The sequence below is a fragment of the Polynucleobacter sp. MWH-Aus1W21 genome, assembly GCF_018687275.1.
GTDB lineage: Bacteria > Pseudomonadota > Gammaproteobacteria > Burkholderiales > Burkholderiaceae > Polynucleobacter.
The window spans coordinates 1,372,227-1,389,794 of the sequence record NZ_CP061287.1; the positions used below are offsets into that span (position 1 = coordinate 1,372,227).

A 17,568-nucleotide genomic window follows, 5' to 3' on the forward strand; every position below is an offset into this window, starting at 1 on the left:
AAATTGGGTTTCTGTAATTTTATCCCCAAATCATGGCGCACTAAATGGTTATTTTATAAAGGTAGCTAATCCATGTTGACTCAGTCGATGGCCTCCTGGAGTGGCGGCAAAGACTCCTGCCTAGCCTTATGGCGCGCTCAGAAGGCAGGCGCCAATATCACCCATCTACTCACCGCCCTCGATGAGTCTGGAATGAAAACCCGCTCCCACGGCGTTACAAAAGATTTGATATGCGCTCAAGGCGAGTCCCTTGGTATGCGCAATACTTTTATCTCGGCAAGCTGGCAGGAGTACGAAAAGCATTTTATTAATCAGCTAAAGCAATTACATGCTCTAGGCATTAGAGAGGCAATATTTGGTGATATTGATCTGATAGCCCATCGAGAGTGGGAAGAATTCGTTTGCATGAAAGCCAGCCTTACAGCTGTGCTGCCACTCTGGAATGAAGATCGACTAGCAATGGTGCACGAATTTCTGCGCGCAGGATTCAAGGCATGGGTCGTGTGCGTGGATGGCAGCTCTTTGGATGACTCTTTTGTCGGGGTGGAATTCAATCAGGAGTTCATTAACCGACTTCCTCCCAATGTTGATGCTTGTGGCGAGAACGGTGAATTTCACACGTTTGTATTCGATGGCCCAAATTTTCGGCACCCAGTCAAGTGGGAGAGCCTGGGCAAGAAAACTTACGCCTCCCCAAAAGAGTACGGGGAGAAAACCTATTACTTTGATCTACTTGGGGTGCCCGCTTCCCGAGCCCCATAAAAGCAAATGCACAAACCAATTTCCTGAGGCTACAATGCCAGTATGAATGAGTACATACCTCTTTCCGCCGAAGAACCGGCCCCAAATATGGATGCGCTATGCGCATCCATCAATCGAGTCGCTGAAAAGATTCAAGTAATTTCTGAAGCAGTGCAAAAACTAAACCTAAACAAAGTTCAGCTTGAGGGCAAAATCAATGATGCCCAAAAACGCGTTCAACGTATTTTGAGTCGCCTACCCGATCAGGGTGATGGTCGCCAACTCAATCTACTTGGCGAAGTTACTACACCAAACAATCCAGAGGATGATAATGAGCCAACAACGCATTGAAGTAAGTCTTGCCGGCCAAAAAATCACCTTAGCAACTAGCGCTGAGCATGAACCTCTATTGCGAGCAGCATGCGTCTTGGTCGACGAACAAATTCAACTTGCCATCAGTGGTGGCAACCGCAGTATTGAACGCGCTAGCATGATGGCGGCACTTAAAATTGCCGGCGATCTCATTACATTACAAAAAAATCAAACGCAACAAAGCAGTCCCTCCAACGTGAGCTCCGATGAAGTCTCTCGTCTGCAAAGTGAAATTCGCGCCCTTGAGGATCAAGTAGATGCTTTGATGCAAACCCTTTCCCTGCCTGGTTCGCCAAGGCCAATAGCTCCTTGAACCGATGCGCAAGCATCCGGAACGATCTTTACCTTGTGGGCGTGAGCGTTTCGAAAGTTCACAGTGCCAACTTAGACTTGGTTACTCCCTGAACCTCTTAATGCACCCGAAACAGAGTAGCCGTTCCACCTTGAACCTTAGGGTTCAGGATGACGGCCTAGCGGCTAAGGCGGGGAATTCATGTTACTGAGTGATATCGCCATGTTGATGCTGTGTGGCAGCATCTCCGGATTTTTAGCAGGTCTACTAGGCATTGGTGGTGGCATGATTCTTGTGCCATTCATGATCTTAGCTTTTAACCATCAAGGCTTTAGTCAAGAAGTCATTGTGCACATGGCGATTGCGACTGGTATGGCCACCATCCTGTTCACCACCACCTCCGCAATTTGGGCGCATCACAAACATGGCTCCATTGATTGGAAGTTGGTTGCCTCATTAAGTCCTGGTCTAGTGATCGGCAGCTTAATCGGTGGCAGTGAAATTTTTGAAGCCTTAAATACTTCTTGGCTATCGCTCTTCTTCGCCATCTTTATTGTCTACACATCGATTCAGATGTTACTTAATAAAAAGCCTAAGCCAGGCCGAGACTTACCGGGCCCACTAGGCCTCTTTGGGTTTGGCTCTTTTGCTGGAGCCCTCGCTAGCTTGGTGGGTGCTGGGGGCGCCTTCATCACCGTACCATTTATGCTCTGGTGCAATGTAAAGCCTCATGTGGCCATGGCCAGTTCTTCAGGGTTGGGATTCCCAATCGCAGCAGCCGCTACAGTCGGCTATATGTATGGCAGTTGGGGGCATCCCAACCTGCCGACAGGCTCTTTAGGGTTTGTATATTTACCTGCGGTAGTTTGCATCGCAGTGGTGAGTATTTTTACTGCGCCACTCGGTGCCAAGATGGCGCGCAAACTCGATGTCGCGCAACTAAAACGTATTTTTGGGGTAATGCTGTTAATGCTTGCGGCCTTCATGTTTAATGAAAGCCGCAAAGCATTTGGCTTTTAACTAAGCCGTATATTGTTGGCGCAAAATATTCTTTTGCACTTTACCCATAGCATTACGCGGCAAGTCAGAAACAATCTCTACACGCTTTGGAATCTTAAAGTTCGCAATTTGCGTCTTCAATGTAGCGATCATCGCATCAGAATTTAAATTAGCCCCGGCCTTAGGCACAACAACCGCCATCACTGCTTCACCAAAATCTGGATGCGGAATACCAATCACAGCACTCTCGTCAACACCAGGCATGTCATCGATAAAACTTTCAATTTCTTTTGGATAGACGTTATAACCACCAGAAATAATTAAATCCTTGCTACGGCCAACGATGCACAAGTACTCCTTCGGAGCTTTACCGCCATTAGCATCACCGCCCCAGCGACCAACGTCGCCCGTCTTGAACCAACCATCTTTGGTAAATTCTTCAGCCGTCTTCTCAGGCATACGCCAGTAGCCTTTGAATATGTTTGGACCTTTAACCTGAATGCCACCGATTTCATCAACCTTGCAAGGTTTGTTATCTTCATTGACAACGCGTACCTTCACTCCAGGCAATGGCAATCCAACGGATCCACCTACTCGCCTACCTTTGTAAGGGTTAGAAACTAACATCACCGTCTCACTCATGCCATAACGCTCGAGGATTGGCTGTCCAATAACATCCTTAAAGGTATTAAAGGTTTCTGTAAGCAAAGGTGCTGATCCAGAAATGAATAAGCGCATATTGCGAGTAACTTTTTTAGTGAATCCCTTATCAGCTAATAAGCGCACATAGAATGTCGGCACACCCATCATCACTGTCGACTGTGGCATATGCTTAATGAGTTGCGCGGTATCCAAACGTGGCAACCAAATCATCTTACTGCCATTAATCAATGCACCATGGGCAGCAACAAACAAGCCGTGCACATGGAAGATTGGCAAAGCATGCAATAAGACATCACCCTTTTTCCAGCCCCAGAACTTTTGCAATACTTGAGCATTGCTGCCCAAGTTCTTATGCGTGAGCATTGCGCCCTTACTGCGACCAGTAGTTCCGGAGGTATACAAAATAGCTGCAAGGTCATCGTCTTTAGCCGGTACAGTTTTGAATTTATCGCTCAAACCAGCAGCACGCTCTAACAAAGTACCAGTGCGGTTTTCATCCAAGGTAAAGACATGCTTAGTACCAGCTTTAGCTGCAACCTTGGATACCCAAGATAGGTTCTTGCTGCTGCAAACCACTACCGCTGGCTCAGCGTTCTCCAGAAAGTATTGAATTTCAGCAGACTGATAAGCCGTATTGAGGGGCAAGTACACATAACCCGCACGAATCGTAGCTAGGTATAAAAACAGAGCTTCAGGTGACTTTTCAACCTGGACTGCAACCCTAGATCCTTTTGGCAATTTCAAGCTAGCAAGTAAATTTGCCAGCTTTGCCGTTGCAGACTCTAGGTCACCCCAGGAGTAATACAAACCATCATGCGTCTCGAGAGCGCATGCTTTTTTATCTTTTGGAAAACCTTTTTCCAATAGTGAATATAAATTCATTTGAACCTCAAACCCCAATGGCTATATTTAATAAAAATTCTTAATCTAACTTCGCGCCAGAAGCTTTAGCAACTGCAGCCCAGCGCTTGATATCAGCACTGACAAACTTTCCAAACGCATCACCGGAAAGATTTGGAGTATCAGAGCCATTGTTTGTCCAAATTGTTTTTAGCTCAGGAGTATTGATGGCTTTTTGTACCTCAGCAATCATCTTGTCAACGATAGGCTGTGGCGTACCTTTAGGCGCAAACAATCCATACCAAGTAGAAACCTCATACCCCACTAAACCCGCCTCTGCAGCGGTTGGTACGTTCGGGAACCCAGGTGCACGCTTTTGGGAGGCAACCGCTAAAGCCACAATTGAGCCATTTTTAATTTGTGCCGCTGAAGAACCTAAGCCATCAAACTCAATATCTACTTGACCTGCAATCAGATCCTGCATTGCTGGACCAGCACCGCGATACGGAATATGAGTAATAAAAGTCTTCGTCAACATCTTGAACTGCTCACCAGCCAAATGGTGTGAAGAGCCGTTTCCAGCACTAGCATAATTGAACTTACCTGGGTTTTTCTTCAGGAGTGCAATAAATTCTTTAAGGTCTTTAACTTGCACATTCTTTGGATTGACTACGATAACCTGAGGAGGGTTAGCAATCATTGCAACCGGAATAAAACTTTTCTCAATGTCGTAATCTAAGTTTGGATACATGGCCGGAGCAATTGCGTGATGTGCTGCGCCCACAAAGAAGCTATAACCATCTGGTGCAGCCTTAGCGGCGATAGAGGCGCCCAAAGTTCCACCAGCGCCACCACGGTTATCGATAATGATTTGCTTACCCAATTGCTTGGTCAGTTGAGTCGCCAAAGGTCTAGCAAATGCATCAGTTCCACCACCCGCAGGGAAAGGCACAACAAAAGTAATTGGCTTAGTGGGCCACTCTTGTGCCATCACCACCAAAGGGGCAGCACAAACAATAAAAGCTGCCTTCTTGATCATTGCCGAAAGGCTAAATTGATTAAACATCTTTATCTCCTCCACTTGCCACGATTTCATGACTATGTTCATTGTTAATACCGCGTAATCGCTCACCATACTACTTTCTGGATCTTTACGCCCAGTTCGCTTATTAGACCCTAAAGCGAATCTCTTTGGACTCTGCCTTAGGGTATCCCCTCCTCAACTCCTTATTACGGCGCCATCAAGCGCCCCACTGATCTTGAATAGACAATCTCGCCGTTGGCAAATTTCTCGTGATTTTCTTCGACATTACCCAGGTCATAGAGATAGTTCACCATCAAGCCAGCTGACTGACGCAATCCTTTGCGGGATAAATCTCCTGCCCAATTTACTAAATGCAACTTAGCACCGTTACCCAAATGGAATTTAGCAACTGGATTGCCATTGCGCCCGGTTGAGCCCAGACCCAAATAAATGGAGGCTAAACAGAGTAAGGACTCTTGCTCTTTTGGTGATGCCAAATCGGGATGCCATCCAGCGCTTAATTTTTCTGTCCATGACTGCGCATCTAACTTTAGATTTGCTAATGCCTGGTCACGAGCCGCCCGTAAGTTTGGCTTCAATCTCTCTGCAGGGACATCTTCACCCAAATTAGCACCGGCAGATACCCAATCCATAAATCCAGGAATTGGCGATAAGGTGACAAAGGTTTTGATTCCAGGAAACTCAGCATGCAACTGTTCTGCAACACGCTTAATCAAGAAGTTACCCATTGATACGCCACGCAGGCCTGGCTCACAGTTACTAATTGAATAGAACGCTGCTACTTTGTATTGTGCTGGCTGATCTACTGTCTCGGCCTTCTTATCAACCAAGGGTGTAATAACAGTTGGGATCTCCGGCAACAACGCCACTTCCACAAAGATCAAAGGCTCACTGGGGAGCTGTGGATGGAAGAAGGCAAAACAACGGCGATCAGGCTGCAGGCGGCGACGCAAATCATCCCAGCCATCAATGGCATGCACTGCTTCGTGCTGAATCAACTTTTCCAAAACTTCTGCAGGTGATTTCCAGTCAACTCGATGCATCTTCAAAAATCCTGGATTAAACCAAGATGACAAGAGATGGCGCATATCAAAATCGACCGCTGCGAGCTCTGGCTTCTTATCCAAGATTTGCAAAAGGTCTCGACGCATTTGCACTACAGCGGCAGTTCCATGGCCAGCGCGATTTAAGCGGCGAAATAATTCTTGCCTAGGAGATTCTGAAACTTTTTGTAATTGAATGTAATTGCGGGCGGTAGATTCAGCAGCAAAATTTTGTGCCGCTTTCAGAACAGCATCTACCTGGGGGTTTAACTTCTCAAATAAGTAAGTAAAGAAAGGAATATGCTGATCTTTTGCCAGTTTGCGATAGTTGTTTACAACATCATCTGCCATGCTGACTGCATTAGATTCGCCTCGCTCAGAAATCAAGCGCTTAATGGCGTTATTTGCCTTTGACAGGTTGCGAGCTTTTGCTAACTTTTCGAGCATGTAATCTTTTCAAAAAAAGAAAATCGACAAAAATTTGGTCGAGTTCAATTTATTACCCGAGGTAGGCAAAATCAATTAAGCGAAATGATAATTCATTAACCTAAGGTTAATGAATTACGAAAAATATAAGGGTTAATCAGGGGTTATTGCGATGCAACATGCGGGTTTCAGCCGCTAAAGCCAAAATATTAGGATTAGATTCATTAGCCTGAAGATACATTAGACCAATTCGCTGAATTACCTGGTACTTGGGTAACAGAGGGGTAAATTCAATGGCATCGCCCATCAGAGCCCTTACCCTACCTGGCAATAGAGAATGTCCCAACTCACCAGAGACCATATTCATGAGTGAAAAGATGTCGCCAACCTTCATGACCACATTAGGTTTAAAACCGGCTAATTGAAAGGCTTCATAAAAACCGGAAGTGGTGGCAAAGCCATCTTGAAGGGTGAGAAATTTCTCATGTTGATATTCGGACAAATCAATATTGGCCGCGGCTGGCTTACTACCCTTTGAGGAGGCCAGAAATAACTGATCCTCAAAAAGTGAAACGACCTGAACGCCTTCGGGCAAGCCTTGGGCCGGGACAGCAATGACAACGGCATCAATACTGCCCTCGGTCAAACGCTTCATTAACTCTTCATTAGACCCAAGAAATAAATCAATATCTAAATCAGGTCTACGAATTTTGGTACCCATGATCATGCGGGGGATGATGTTGGCAGTTAGAGAGTACATGGAGCCAAGACGAATTTGCCCACTTTCAACCCCAGCCTTTGCTCTCGTCTTTTTAAGAATGCGATCTACATCAGACAATAGATCGTTACTTGCTTCAGCCAAATAAATTGCCGCAGGCAAGGCCTTTAATTGGCGACCCTCCTTAATAAATAGAGGGCAACCAATGCCCGATTCAAGAGAATGTAAGGCCTTATGAATACTGACTGAACTTAAGTGCAACTCTTCTGCAGTTCGAGAAAGGCTGCCCGTTCGCACAAAAGAACAAAGTATTTCTAACTTACGCAGCGTCAGTTCTTCATTCAGCATATAGGGCGATGGGTTTTAAATACTTTTAGACTTAAATGCGGTCATTAAGTAGATACCAAATAGGATCATTGGTACACATAACCATTGCCCCATCGATAAACCTAAACCAAGCAGACCAAGGAATGCATCTGGCTCACGCGCATACTCCGCCAAAAATCGACAAATTCCATAGCCCAATAAGAAGAATCCAGACACCTGCCCCACACGTCTTGGTTTACTCGCATAAATCCAGAGTGCAATACCGAGTAAAACACCCTCGCCTAACATTTGATAAATTTGCGAGGGGTGACGTGGCACAGAATCAACCAATGGGAATACCATCGCCCAAGGTAAATCGGTAGGTCTACCCCAGAGCTCGCCGTTAATAAAGTTACCTAGTCGACCAAAAGCTAGGCCAAAGGGAACGAGTGGTGCTACTAAATCACTGACGACAAAGAAAGTGGTCTTATGTTTTTTGGCAAACCAGTAAAGCGCAGCAAGCACTCCTAGCAAGCCACCATGAAAAGACATGCCACCTTCCCAGATTTTGAAAATACTTAAAGGGTTAGCCAAGTAAAAACCAGGCATGTAAAACAAGGTGTAGCCTAAGCGTCCTCCAAGTACAACCCCGAGAACGCCCGCAAAGAGCAGATCCTCTAGATCTTTATAGGTCCAGCCCAAAGCCTGATAACGAGGTGCTCGAATGCGTAAGCGTCCCAAGAGCAAAAACTGTACAAAGGCCATCAAATACATCAAGCCATACCAGTGAATCGCAAAAGATCCTAAACGAATCGCTGCAGGGTCAAACTGAGGATGAATCAACATGAGTATTAACTTTTGGATTGATCAAAGTTATACAGCTCGTGACCCAAATCTCGATAGGCTTTATAGCGTTCGCGCCCAGCTAAACGCTCAGCTTCATTCACAGTAACCACCTCAACAATCCTGGGGAAGCGAGCAACTAGAGTTGGCACGTCAGCAGGCATGCGCATACCCAGGTGAATCATCACATCCGCATGGGGTACATTGTTTAAAGCTGCGCTAGCAAAGTCATCAGTCAAGACAATTGGCGTTTCTGCTGCGGCTTCATCTTCGATAAAACAGTGCGGCAAAAAATCAGTACTGCTAAATGCCCACAAAAGATCATTTAACTTTTGGAGGTCAGCCCTCTCCCCCACCATCACAATATTACGAACGGGCTCGCCTTCAGGCGTGGCACTCCAAATCTTGCGTGTTAAACGACAGGCGTATTCCAGCTTGTCATTCACGTTGCTATGAAAATCGATTCGAGCCATTCAGCATTTATCCAAAGATTTGCAAAATACTTACTTACGCTCAAGCAAGAAGTTCACCAACAAGGGGACCGGGCGACCAGTGGAACCCTTAGCAGCACCACTCTTCCAAGCAGTTCCAGCAATATCCAAGTGAGCCCATTTATATTTCTCTGTAAAGCGTGACAAGAAACAGGCTGCAGTTACGCTGCCCGCCGGACGACCACCAATATTGGCGACATCCGCAAAATTGGATTTGAGTTGCTCATGATAGGCAGCGTCTAAAGGCAAGCGCCATACAGTATCCAAAGAAGCATGGCCCGCCCTTGTGAGCTCACTCACTAAACCTTCGTCATCAGAAAATAAACCGCTATGCACGTGACCTAAGGCAATGATGCAAGCGCCAGTTAAGGTGGCGATATCAATCACTGCTGCAGGCTTAAAGCGCTCAACATAAGTTAAGGCATCGCACAAAATGAGACGACCTTCTGCATCAGTATTGAGAATCTCAATCGTCTGTCCAGACATACTCTTCACAATATCGCCCGGTCGCGTTGCTTGACCTGATGGCATATTTTCACAAGTAGGAATGACACCAATAACATTCTTCTTTAGCTTCATTAAAGAAACCGAGTACATAGTGCCGATCACCGATGCAGCACCACACATGTCGTACTTCATCTCATCCATAGCTTCGCCTGGCTTAAGTGAAATGCCGCCAGTATCAAAAGTAATTCCTTTGCCAACCAAGACAATCGGAGCCTCGCCCGCTTTACCGCCTTGATGGCGCATCACAATAAATTGTGGCGGAGTATCGGAGCCTTGAGCAACTGATAGAAATGACCCCATTCCTAAAGCCTCAATCTGTTTGCGCCCAAGTACTTCGACTTTCAAGCCAGCCTTCTTACTTAAGCCCTGCGCAGTCTTTCCTAGGTAAGTTGGCGTGCAGACATTGGGCGGAAGATTACCCAAGTCTTTTGCCAAGTTCATTCCCTCAACCATGGCTACGCCCTGCTCTACAGCAGCTTTTAATTCTTTTGCACAATCATCAGTACCAGCAAAGACCAATTGCTTAAACGTATCCGCCTTATCTTTGGCTTTAAATTTCATGGCAGGCTGACGAACACCAAAGCGATAAGCTTGATCACCAGCATATTGCACAGTAAGTCGCACCTCTTCAGCAATGAAGTCTGCTTTATGCGCAAGTGCAAAGCTCGGAGTAAACCAAAGGGCCCCTTCAATTGATCCACCGCTCAGCACTTTCAAAGCCGCACGAGCAACTTTGGAATAAGTTGTCAAACTACGTTCACTTGCAAGATGAATATCACCCAAAGCAACTAGTAATATGCGTTTTGCTTTAATGCTACTTGCAGCCCAGGATTTTTCTGATCGCAACATGCACACAGACGCCTGCTTGGGATCCAAATCCCCAACGATATTCGCGTGATTGACCGAACCTCCAAGTAAGAGATCTAACTCTGATAAAAAGCCTGATTTGGCCTTGGCCCCTTTGGCCCCTGAGAAACTATCAAAATCCGCTTTTGAGTAGGCTAAAACTAAACAGTCAGTGTTGTGGCCCAGCAAGGATTTGAGGCTAGATTTCTGGAGTTTTGGGCTCTGTAGGTCGGCTTGAGGGAAAATCTTGGTGCTAAATTGAATTGTCATAATCTATTACGGTATTTTGGTCGATTCAAAAGAGAGGAAATTGCTAATCCGGGACGTTTATCCATTATCCTCCGACATGAGAATAGTCTCCCTTGTCACTAGCAATATAAGCCATTTACAACATCAATAACCCCATAAATCCAAGACCTTATTTCTCATGATTTTTAAACAGGCCCTCCGCCGCGAACTCAGTTTTACGACTGGCGGGGTCTTTTTGGTCTTAGTCACCATCATGGTGACAACCTTGGTTATCCGCATTTTGGGTTATGCCGCGAATGGCGCAGTGAATCCCGAGGATGCACTCGTTTTAATTGCCCTTGCTACTCTAGGCTATCTTGCCGTTCTTTTGACGGTCTCCTTATTCGTGGCAACCCTCATTGTTTTAGTACGCTGGTACAAAGATTCAGAAATGATCGTTTGGTTTGCAAGCGGCCTAAGTATCACCAATCTCATACGCCCTATTTTGCAATTTGCTACACCACTCATCATTGTCATTGCATTGCTTGCTCTGTTTGTTTGGCCGTGGGCGAATCGAGAATCCACTTTAATTAGCCAGCGTTTTCAACAACGCGATGATGTATCGATGGTCAGCGCTGGGCAATTTAAAGAGTCTGCAAAGGCGGAACGCGTTTTCTTTATTGAAGAGCTTGACGTAGATAAAAGTGAAGTGAAAAATATCTTCGTAGCCGATACTAAGAATGGACGCCTGAGTATTGCAGTGTCATCTACTGGCTTTATTCAAAACTCTGAAGGCGGGGGAAAATCAGTCGTACTCCATAACGGCCGGCGCTATGAAGGGCAACCAAACCAGCCTGATTTTAGAATTCTCGAATTTAACGAATACAGCACGAAGATTCGCAGCAAGGATGCATTAGCTCCCGCGCCACGTGATCGTGAGAAAACGCTTACTGAGTTACTTAATGATCCCAATCCAGCTGCAGCCAATGCCAATCGCGCTGAGTTACTCTGGCGCATTGGTTTGCCATTAATGGCTTTAGGTTTAGTGCTAATCGCCATACCACTTGCTTATGTAAATCCGCGTCTTGGCAACTACACTGCCATGTTCTACGCGGTATTAATTTATCTGATTTATAGCAATCTATTGAACCTGACACAAAATTTTGTATCGCAAGGTAAGGTTAGTGTTTTTGCAGCCATCTGGCCAATACACTTGCTTGCCCTTATGATTGCGACAGTCTTAATTCGTAATCGCATCAACCCTTCACTGAAGTGGTGGCTCCGCCAATTGCCCGCCTCAATTGCTAAAAAATGAAGCTACTCTTTCCCTTCATCTATGAGCGCTATTTAGCCAAGCTGATCTATTCCGCTTTTGGCTTCATTCTCTTTGCCTTAGTGGCTTTATTTTTGTTCTTTGATATTTTGAGCGAACTTGGCTCAGTAAATGGTGCTTATACACTCCCGTTGGCACTACTTCACGTCCTTCTAAAGGCACCAAGCCGCATCTCCGAAATCATTCCAATTGCAGGATTAATTGGCAGTATTTATGTATTTGCGATGTTGGCTAGTCAGTCCGAATTTACTATTCTGCGTATCGCCGGCTTAGATGTTAAACGTGGTCTCATTACTTTAACCAAAATCTCCATTCCATTAATTGCACTGACACTCATTATGAGTGAATGGGTTGGACCTTACTCCGAAGCCAAGTCGGATCAGATTCGCATGAAAGCAATTGGGTCAGCCTACTCATCCCAATTTAGAACCGGCGTCTGGGTAAAGGATCGCCTACGTGATGAAGATGGTAGCGGTCCAGTTCGCCCCGGTGTCCGCTATGTCAACGTTGGTAAGGTTGATAAGGATAATGAAATTCGCAATATTCGAATGTATGAGTTTGACGACACCTACCACCTTCTCTCTATTCGCAGTGCTGCATCGGGACAGTTTGATGAGACAGGTATCTGGGTTCTAAACGATGTGACAGAAACACGTTTCAAAGAAACTAAACAATCAGACCCGCTTAATCCTGTTTTTTCTGCACAAACTTTTACCCATCCAATTCTTACTCTGGAATCTGAAGTCACGCCACAAATTTTGAGCGTGCTTTTAATCAGTCCGGAAAAAATGTCGATTATGAGTTTGGGTCGCTTTATCTCTCATCTACGAGATAACAAACAAGATGCGCAGCGCCACTCAATTGCCTTCTGGAAGAAAGTGGTCTACCCATTCACTATTTTCGTGATGCTCACTTTGGCGCTACCCTTTGCTTACTTGAAAGTGCGTGCTGGTAGTGTTGGCATTAAGGTATTTGGCGGCATCATGCTAGGCATGAGCTTCCAGCTCTTTAATTCCCTATTCTCAAATGTAGGACTTTTGGGTTCTTGGCCAGCGTTGATTACCGCCCTTACCCCGCCCTTGCTTTATTTCCTATTGGCCCTGATTGGATTGCGCTGGGTTTCTAAGGCTTAATACCCAAAAATAATTTAGAATGTGATTCCTATATCTTTGTTGATATATAGATAGGAATCCATATGAATCTCCATCAATTCCGCTTTGTACGCGAAGCCGTTAGACAAAACTTCAACTTAACAACTGCTGCCAAGGCGCTTTTCACTTCTCAACCGGGCGTATCTAAGGCCATCATCGAATTGGAAGACGAGTTAGGCGTAGAAATCTTTCGCCGTCACGGCAAGCGCATACGATCCCTTACAGAGCCTGGGAAACGGATTTTGAGCTCGATCGAGCGCATCCTAGACGAGGTGGAGACATTAAAACGAGTGGGTAAAGATTTTGCTAGTCAAGATCAAGGCAGCTTTGTAATAGCCACCACCCATACACAAGCGCGTTATGCCCTACCCAAAGTGCTGACTGAATTTACTAAACGCTTTCCGAAGGTAAAGGTCAGTATTCAGCAAGGCAGCCCAGGTCAAATCGCGGAGTTACTTACACATGATCGCGCAGACATTGCCATCGCGACCGAAGGCATTGCAAACACTCCGGGTGTACTCGCCCTGCCAGGCTATCAGTGGCATCACGTACTGATGGTACCGCTCAGCCACCCCCTTCTCAACCAAGCAACACTAACGCTCGAAGAGATCGCTAAGTACCCCATCATTACCTATGACAAGGCTTTCGCGGGTCGCAGCAAGATTGATGCAGCCTTTGCACAAAGAAATATCACGCCCGACATTATTTTGGAAGCGATTGATGCTGACGTGATTAAGACTTATGTTGAGACAGGTATGGGCATCGGCATTGTTGCGGGTCATGCGTATGACCCTGATCGAGATCGCAATTTGAAAGTCATTCCTGCGGGACACTTATTTGGCAATAACGTAACCCATCTGGGAGTAAAGCAAGGAGCCTACCTACGCTCTTTTGTATACACCTTCATCGAACTCTTCTCACCCACTCTTACAAAGAAGATTGTTGAGCAAGCGATGTCAAACGAAAGCGAAACGTACGAGATCTAACCAGGTGCATTTTCGCAATGAAATCTACTAATTAGAGCACTCAAAGATAGATCAGTCTTTGAGTGGTGCCTCGGATGATCACCAAAAATAGAAGAGTATTCCATCCTTTTTAACTGGTTTTTTCCAACACCAATTAAGCAAAATACAAGATCACAGAAATAACTCTATGCTCAAAAATGCCTTAAATATTCTCTTTCTAATGATTTCAACCTTGGGATATGCACAACCCAATCCCCAATCTATTGAATTGGCAAAAACAATAGCTATAGCTGATGTACACATGCATACGTATCAGCAAAATCCACGCTCTGCCCAATGGTGGCGAGAAATGATGGATGCCAACGGAGTGATTTGGGGCGGTGCAGTTGGTGACTATAGAGAAGACGTGCAAGCTGAGCTAGAAGGTAGATATATTCCAGCAGTTGGTCAACCAGAATTCTTTAAGGTATTTTTTAAAGACGGCAGTAGCGGATTAATAAATCCCGAAAATGAGACCTTTAGGGATTTATATATTAGATCAGAGAAACTACTAAAGGAAGGAAAAATAAAAGGTTTTGGAGAATTTCACACTGATAACCATTCAAGTGGACCGCCAAGAATTCGACGCAGCATCAGAACTGACAATCCTGCAATGCGTAAGTTTTATGAAATAGCCAACCGGTATGGTGGCTTTATTCAAATACACGCAGAGTTTGATGGTGACTTTGAAAAAGATATTCTGAGTTTGTCTGCTGATTATCCAAATACCACTACCATCCTATCCCATTGCCTCAGCACTAAAAATGTAGATCCTATTGCTAGGATCCTCGGCAAGCAAAAAAATATTGTTTGTGAAATATCAAGCTTAGGTGCAGTACATGTAAATAGACTCAATATTCCCAGATCACCGCATGCCTTTGATTCGGCAGGCTTATATAGTAATTGGTTAACGTTTATGGAAGCATATCCAGACCAAGTATTGCTAGGCTCAGACCCTTGCTGTGGAATTGATGCGTCCTATTCTGAAATTATTGATGAATTAAGAGCTAGTGTTTTACCCTACCTTTCACCTCCAACCATGGAAAAAATTGCCAATAAGAATGCCATACGCATCTTTTCTCTGAAAAGTTACTGATTATTTATAAATTAGTCGAACAACTATTTAGCAATAGAGGTAAGTTATTATTTCCGAAATCAGAAAAAATATAGGGGCAGTGGATGGAGAAATTAAATGCTCAAGCTGGAAAAATCTCAGCCCAAGCCTTAGCCAAAATTAAGAATTTAAATTTTTCATTTGAAAGAACAAACAATGTCCTTGATTTAATTAAGTCGGGGTCAATGTCACTGCTCTCTATTTTTATAGTGGTGGTAGTGTTCTTGACGCTTTATAAGTCCTTCAACACTACAGATATTCAAGTAGAACCACTACAAGTACCCATCTCCCTCACTGAAAAGGGCTTTACCTCTGAAATCACAACTATTCGACTTTTAGATGAGATTGCAAAAATACATAAAATTTCAACCTCATCACTTCCGGGCAGGAAAAATATTTCAAATAAATTACCCGGCGATGAAATCTCTAAACTTCAATCGCTTCCAGTGGTTGGTGCAATTGATTTCAAAAGCATTCAAAATTTACTTCAGGATACATTTGGAATTAGTAGGTCACGTATTTCTGGCGAAATAACCATCATTACAAAAGACTCAAATCCTACATACCAAGTAAGAATTAGAAGCTTGCCAGAAAATGTATTGCTAGTTGATATTGAAAAACAGGGTGATATTTCAGAGGTAATAAAAGCATCTGCAATAAAGCTCGTTGAAAGCCTTGATCCGCTAGCAGCATCATCGTATTACCGCTGGAACAAGGATACCGATAATTCCTTGAGAATGATTGATGAAGCACTGAGAAATGATGACTCAGGGGATGATATTTACGCACTACTCCAGAGAGCATCTAGCTATATACAACGCAAGAAATTTGATTTAGCTCAGGATGATTTAAATCAAATGTTTAAAAAAGATCCTAATTTTCCATGGGCTATAAATGTTCAAAGTTATTTATTCAATGAACAAAAGGATTATGAAAAGGGATTTGAGTGGTCATCCAAGGCTGTAAAGCTCCTGCCAAATTATTGGCAGCCACACAGCAATCTAGCTGACTCACTTGCCGGTCTGGGCAAGATTCAGGATGCTGAAGCAGAGTATCTCAAAACAATTGAACTAAATCCTACTTGGGCATCCCAATATGTCGATGTCATTTCATTTCTTCAGACTCATAATAAGAATACTGACATCGAGAAACTTTTCCACAAAGGAATACGAAAGTTTCCAACAAATCCTCAACTCCTTGTTCTTTATGCCAGCTACCTTGATAAATTAGGTCGCAAGGAACAGGCACTTCACTATTTAAATATTGCCTACAAGAGTAACCCCAATGATCCATTGGTCTGGGATGGATATATGAATTTCACCGGTCCAAAAGATCCTAAAATTGAATCTGAGATTAAGGGGAAGCAGAAAAAATGAAACTTAAATTTTTCATAAGTGCATTTATTATTGGTCTTATCTCATTTATAGCCCCAACCTTAGCAGACAACTCCTCACAAGACTCTATCAAGCTCTCTAAAACTGTACCAATAGCCGACATTCATCGCCATGTAAACAAATTTGTGTCCCCCTCTAAGTTGGTGGAACAAATGAAAGCAAATGGGATTGGCTGGTCTGGTGCGGTAGGTCCAACGGAATGGCAAACGGAATCTGATCCATACCTTGAACTACTTGGGAATGCTTACATACCTACTGCCGGGCAAGCAGAACTAACTCAAATATTTTTTAAAATTGGTCCAAGTGCAATTGAGGATGAAAATAATCGTTTCTATAAGGATCTTTTTTCAAATGCAGATGAATTATTTAGAAGCGGAAAAATAAAAGGGTTTGGCGAGTTAATTCTAAATAATAAAGCATCCAATCCATCGCCAAATTTCAGAAGAAAAGTTACCATCGATTCACCGCCCATCGAGAGAATGATGGCGATTGCAGATAAAAACGGTGGTTTCATTCAAATACACACAGAGGATGATGAAGATTCAATTGCTCAGATAAAGCAATTGGCTAAAAAGCATCCCAAAACTCCAATTATCTTGTCACACTGCATGCTCACCACCAATATAAATTTGGTTTCTGATTTATTAAAAAATTACCCAAATCTATATTGTGATTTATCTGCAAGAACAACCCTTCACTATACAAACCCAGAGTCTGATAATGCAAAATTACGTGCTATTTATGGCGAGAATTTTGCTGATCCAGCGTGGATAAAATTAATTGAATCATATCCATCACGTTTTATGGTTGGAAGTGATACTTACCGATATGACATCGATTTTGAAAAGGTCATTGGAGCTATAAGAAATGGACTTCTGTCTAGACTAAAGCCAGCAACCATAGAAATGGTTGCGTATAAAAATGCACAAAAGGTAATGGACCTGAAATAGCAAGCTTTACTAAACCATTTAAGAAACTCTAGCCTAGCTTTAGTCTTCTTCTGAGAATCACTCATGGGATGCTTCTATTAGAGCTTGCTTTAATTTTCCAGAGTGGCGCATTTCATGACCTAACTCATCCTTATGGAATATTGCTTGATACTCTTTAAAGTCTTCGGCTAGGGAGGTACAAAGCTTATGTTAGCCAGACTGATTCCACCTCCCCCGCCCCTAAAATCAAGCAGGATGACTGCAATCTGGTTAGGTGCAAATA

16 protein-coding genes, 1 other RNA gene and 1 pseudogene are annotated in these 17,568 nt (G+C 44.0%); 11 read left to right on the plus strand and 7 right to left on the minus strand.

What is annotated here, in order from left to right:
• The first annotated feature begins 72 nt into the window (after positions 1-72).
• The 5 genes and pseudogenes from ICW03_RS07015 (at position 73) to ICW03_RS07035 (ending at position 2,425) form a co-directional block, all read left to right on the plus strand.
• Complete coding sequence (locus ICW03_RS07015) at positions 73-762, plus strand: diphthine--ammonia ligase (protein WP_215346823.1); 690 nt, start codon at positions 73-75, stop codon at positions 760-762.
• Between the two features lie 42 nt (positions 763-804).
• Entirely contained in the window at positions 805-1,092 is a 288-nt protein-coding gene (locus ICW03_RS07020; protein ID WP_215346825.1) for a hypothetical protein, read from the plus strand.
• Positions 1,073-1,288 (plus strand): annotated as a pseudogene (locus ICW03_RS11680) (cell division protein ZapA); the annotation flags it as partial. The gene ICW03_RS07020 and the pseudogene ICW03_RS11680, both read left to right, overlap by 20 nt.
• A gap of 99 nt (positions 1,289-1,387) precedes the next feature.
• A non-coding RNA gene (gene ssrS / locus ICW03_RS07030) (6S RNA) lies at positions 1,388-1,606 on the plus strand.
• Positions 1,607-2,425, plus strand: coding sequence for a sulfite exporter TauE/SafE family protein (locus ICW03_RS07035; RefSeq protein WP_215346827.1), 819 nt, complete (start codon positions 1,607-1,609; stop codon positions 2,423-2,425).
• Here the strand turns inward: ICW03_RS07035 and ICW03_RS07040 are convergent, their stop codons facing one another.
• The 7 genes from ICW03_RS07040 to ICW03_RS07070 form a co-directional block, all read right to left on the minus strand.
• Positions 2,426-3,949: a malonyl-CoA synthase gene (locus tag ICW03_RS07040; protein ID WP_215346829.1), complete on the minus strand. Its 1,524-nt coding sequence runs from the start codon at positions 3,947-3,949 to the stop codon at positions 2,426-2,428. It abuts the gene before it with no gap.
• Between the two features lie 40 nt (positions 3,950-3,989).
• Complete coding sequence (locus ICW03_RS07045) at positions 3,990-4,973, minus strand: tripartite tricarboxylate transporter substrate binding protein (protein WP_215346831.1); 984 nt, start codon at positions 4,971-4,973, stop codon at positions 3,990-3,992.
• Between the two features lie 164 nt (positions 4,974-5,137).
• On the minus strand, positions 5,138-6,442 hold the full coding sequence (locus tag ICW03_RS07050; RefSeq protein WP_215346832.1) for a malonyl-CoA decarboxylase: 1,305 nt from the start codon (positions 6,440-6,442) through the stop codon (positions 5,138-5,140).
• A gap of 136 nt (positions 6,443-6,578) precedes the next feature.
• On the minus strand, positions 6,579-7,487 hold the full coding sequence (locus ICW03_RS07055) for a LysR family transcriptional regulator (protein ID WP_215346834.1): 909 nt from the start codon (positions 7,485-7,487) through the stop codon (positions 6,579-6,581).
• Between the two features lie 15 nt (positions 7,488-7,502).
• Positions 7,503-8,291, minus strand: coding sequence for a prolipoprotein diacylglyceryl transferase (lgt, locus tag ICW03_RS07060; RefSeq protein WP_215346836.1), 789 nt, complete (start codon positions 8,289-8,291; stop codon positions 7,503-7,505).
• 5 nt (positions 8,292-8,296) lie between these two features.
• The gene (locus ICW03_RS07065) at positions 8,297-8,761 is read right to left on the minus strand and encodes a DNA polymerase III subunit chi (protein WP_215346839.1); all 465 of its coding nucleotides are present in this window, start codon (positions 8,759-8,761) and stop codon (positions 8,297-8,299) included.
• A 30-nt stretch (positions 8,762-8,791) separates the two neighbouring features.
• Positions 8,792-10,396, minus strand: a complete 1,605-nt coding sequence (locus ICW03_RS07070) for a leucyl aminopeptidase (protein WP_371819922.1) — start codon at positions 10,394-10,396, stop codon at positions 8,792-8,794.
• Positions 10,397-10,559: 163 nt separating this feature from the next.
• On the opposite strand from ICW03_RS07070, the gene lptF reads away from it, so the two are divergent.
• The 6 genes from lptF (at position 10,560) to ICW03_RS07100 (ending at position 17,306) form a co-directional block, all read left to right on the plus strand.
• Positions 10,560-11,675 (plus strand): LPS export ABC transporter permease LptF, encoded by a 1,116-nt coding sequence (gene lptF / locus ICW03_RS07075; protein WP_215346842.1) that lies wholly within the window; start codon positions 10,560-10,562, stop codon positions 11,673-11,675.
• Positions 11,672-12,826, plus strand: coding sequence for an LPS export ABC transporter permease LptG (lptG, locus tag ICW03_RS07080; RefSeq protein WP_215346844.1), 1,155 nt, complete (start codon positions 11,672-11,674; stop codon positions 12,824-12,826). Before lptF ends, lptG begins: the two co-directional genes overlap by 4 nt.
• Before the next feature lie 62 nt (positions 12,827-12,888).
• The gene (locus ICW03_RS07085) at positions 12,889-13,830 is read left to right on the plus strand and encodes a CysB family HTH-type transcriptional regulator (RefSeq protein ID WP_068323897.1); all 942 of its coding nucleotides are present in this window, start codon (positions 12,889-12,891) and stop codon (positions 13,828-13,830) included.
• A gap of 166 nt (positions 13,831-13,996) precedes the next feature.
• Positions 13,997-14,944 carry an amidohydrolase family protein gene (locus tag ICW03_RS07090; protein WP_215346846.1) on the plus strand — a complete coding sequence of 316 codons (948 nt, stop codon included), beginning with the start codon at positions 13,997-13,999 and terminating at the stop codon, positions 14,942-14,944.
• A gap of 83 nt (positions 14,945-15,027) precedes the next feature.
• Entirely contained in the window at positions 15,028-16,338 is a 1,311-nt protein-coding gene (locus ICW03_RS07095) for a lipopolysaccharide assembly protein LapB (protein WP_215346848.1), read from the plus strand.
• Complete coding sequence (locus tag ICW03_RS07100; RefSeq protein WP_215346850.1) at positions 16,335-17,306, plus strand: amidohydrolase family protein; 972 nt, start codon at positions 16,335-16,337, stop codon at positions 17,304-17,306. Before ICW03_RS07095 ends, ICW03_RS07100 begins: the two co-directional genes overlap by 4 nt.
• Positions 17,307-17,568 lie beyond the last annotated feature (262 nt).

What these genes read in the sequence shown, in the direction of transcription:
- ICW03_RS07015 (WP_215346823.1), top strand. Translation starts at nt 73, where the DNA reads ATGTTGACTCAGTCGATGGCCTCCTGGAGTGGCGGCAAAGACTCCTGC.
- ICW03_RS07020 (WP_215346825.1), top strand. Translation starts at nt 805, where the DNA reads ATGAATGAGTACATACCTCTTTCCGCCGAAGAACCGGCCCCAAATATG.
- ICW03_RS07035 (WP_215346827.1), top strand. Translation starts at nt 1,607, where the DNA reads ATGTTACTGAGTGATATCGCCATGTTGATGCTGTGTGGCAGCATCTCC.
- ICW03_RS07040 (WP_215346829.1), bottom strand. Translation starts at nt 3,949, where the DNA reads ATGAATTTATATTCACTATTGGAAAAAGGTTTTCCAAAAGATAAAAAA.
- ICW03_RS07045 (WP_215346831.1), bottom strand. Translation starts at nt 4,973, where the DNA reads ATGTTTAATCAATTTAGCCTTTCGGCAATGATCAAGAAGGCAGCTTTT.
- ICW03_RS07050 (WP_215346832.1), bottom strand. Translation starts at nt 6,442, where the DNA reads ATGCTCGAAAAGTTAGCAAAAGCTCGCAACCTGTCAAAGGCAAATAAC.
- ICW03_RS07055 (WP_215346834.1), bottom strand. Translation starts at nt 7,487, where the DNA reads ATGCTGAATGAAGAACTGACGCTGCGTAAGTTAGAAATACTTTGTTCT.
- lgt (WP_215346836.1), bottom strand. Translation starts at nt 8,291, where the DNA reads ATGTTGATTCATCCTCAGTTTGACCCTGCAGCGATTCGTTTAGGATCT.
- ICW03_RS07065 (WP_215346839.1), bottom strand. Translation starts at nt 8,761, where the DNA reads ATGGCTCGAATCGATTTTCATAGCAACGTGAATGACAAGCTGGAATAC.
- lptF (WP_215346842.1), top strand. Translation starts at nt 10,560, where the DNA reads ATGATTTTTAAACAGGCCCTCCGCCGCGAACTCAGTTTTACGACTGGC.
- lptG (WP_215346844.1), top strand. Translation starts at nt 11,672, where the DNA reads ATGAAGCTACTCTTTCCCTTCATCTATGAGCGCTATTTAGCCAAGCTG.
- ICW03_RS07085 (WP_068323897.1), top strand. Translation starts at nt 12,889, where the DNA reads ATGAATCTCCATCAATTCCGCTTTGTACGCGAAGCCGTTAGACAAAAC.
- ICW03_RS07090 (WP_215346846.1), top strand. Translation starts at nt 13,997, where the DNA reads ATGCTCAAAAATGCCTTAAATATTCTCTTTCTAATGATTTCAACCTTG.
- ICW03_RS07095 (WP_215346848.1), top strand. Translation starts at nt 15,028, where the DNA reads ATGGAGAAATTAAATGCTCAAGCTGGAAAAATCTCAGCCCAAGCCTTA.
- ICW03_RS07100 (WP_215346850.1), top strand. Translation starts at nt 16,335, where the DNA reads ATGAAACTTAAATTTTTCATAAGTGCATTTATTATTGGTCTTATCTCA.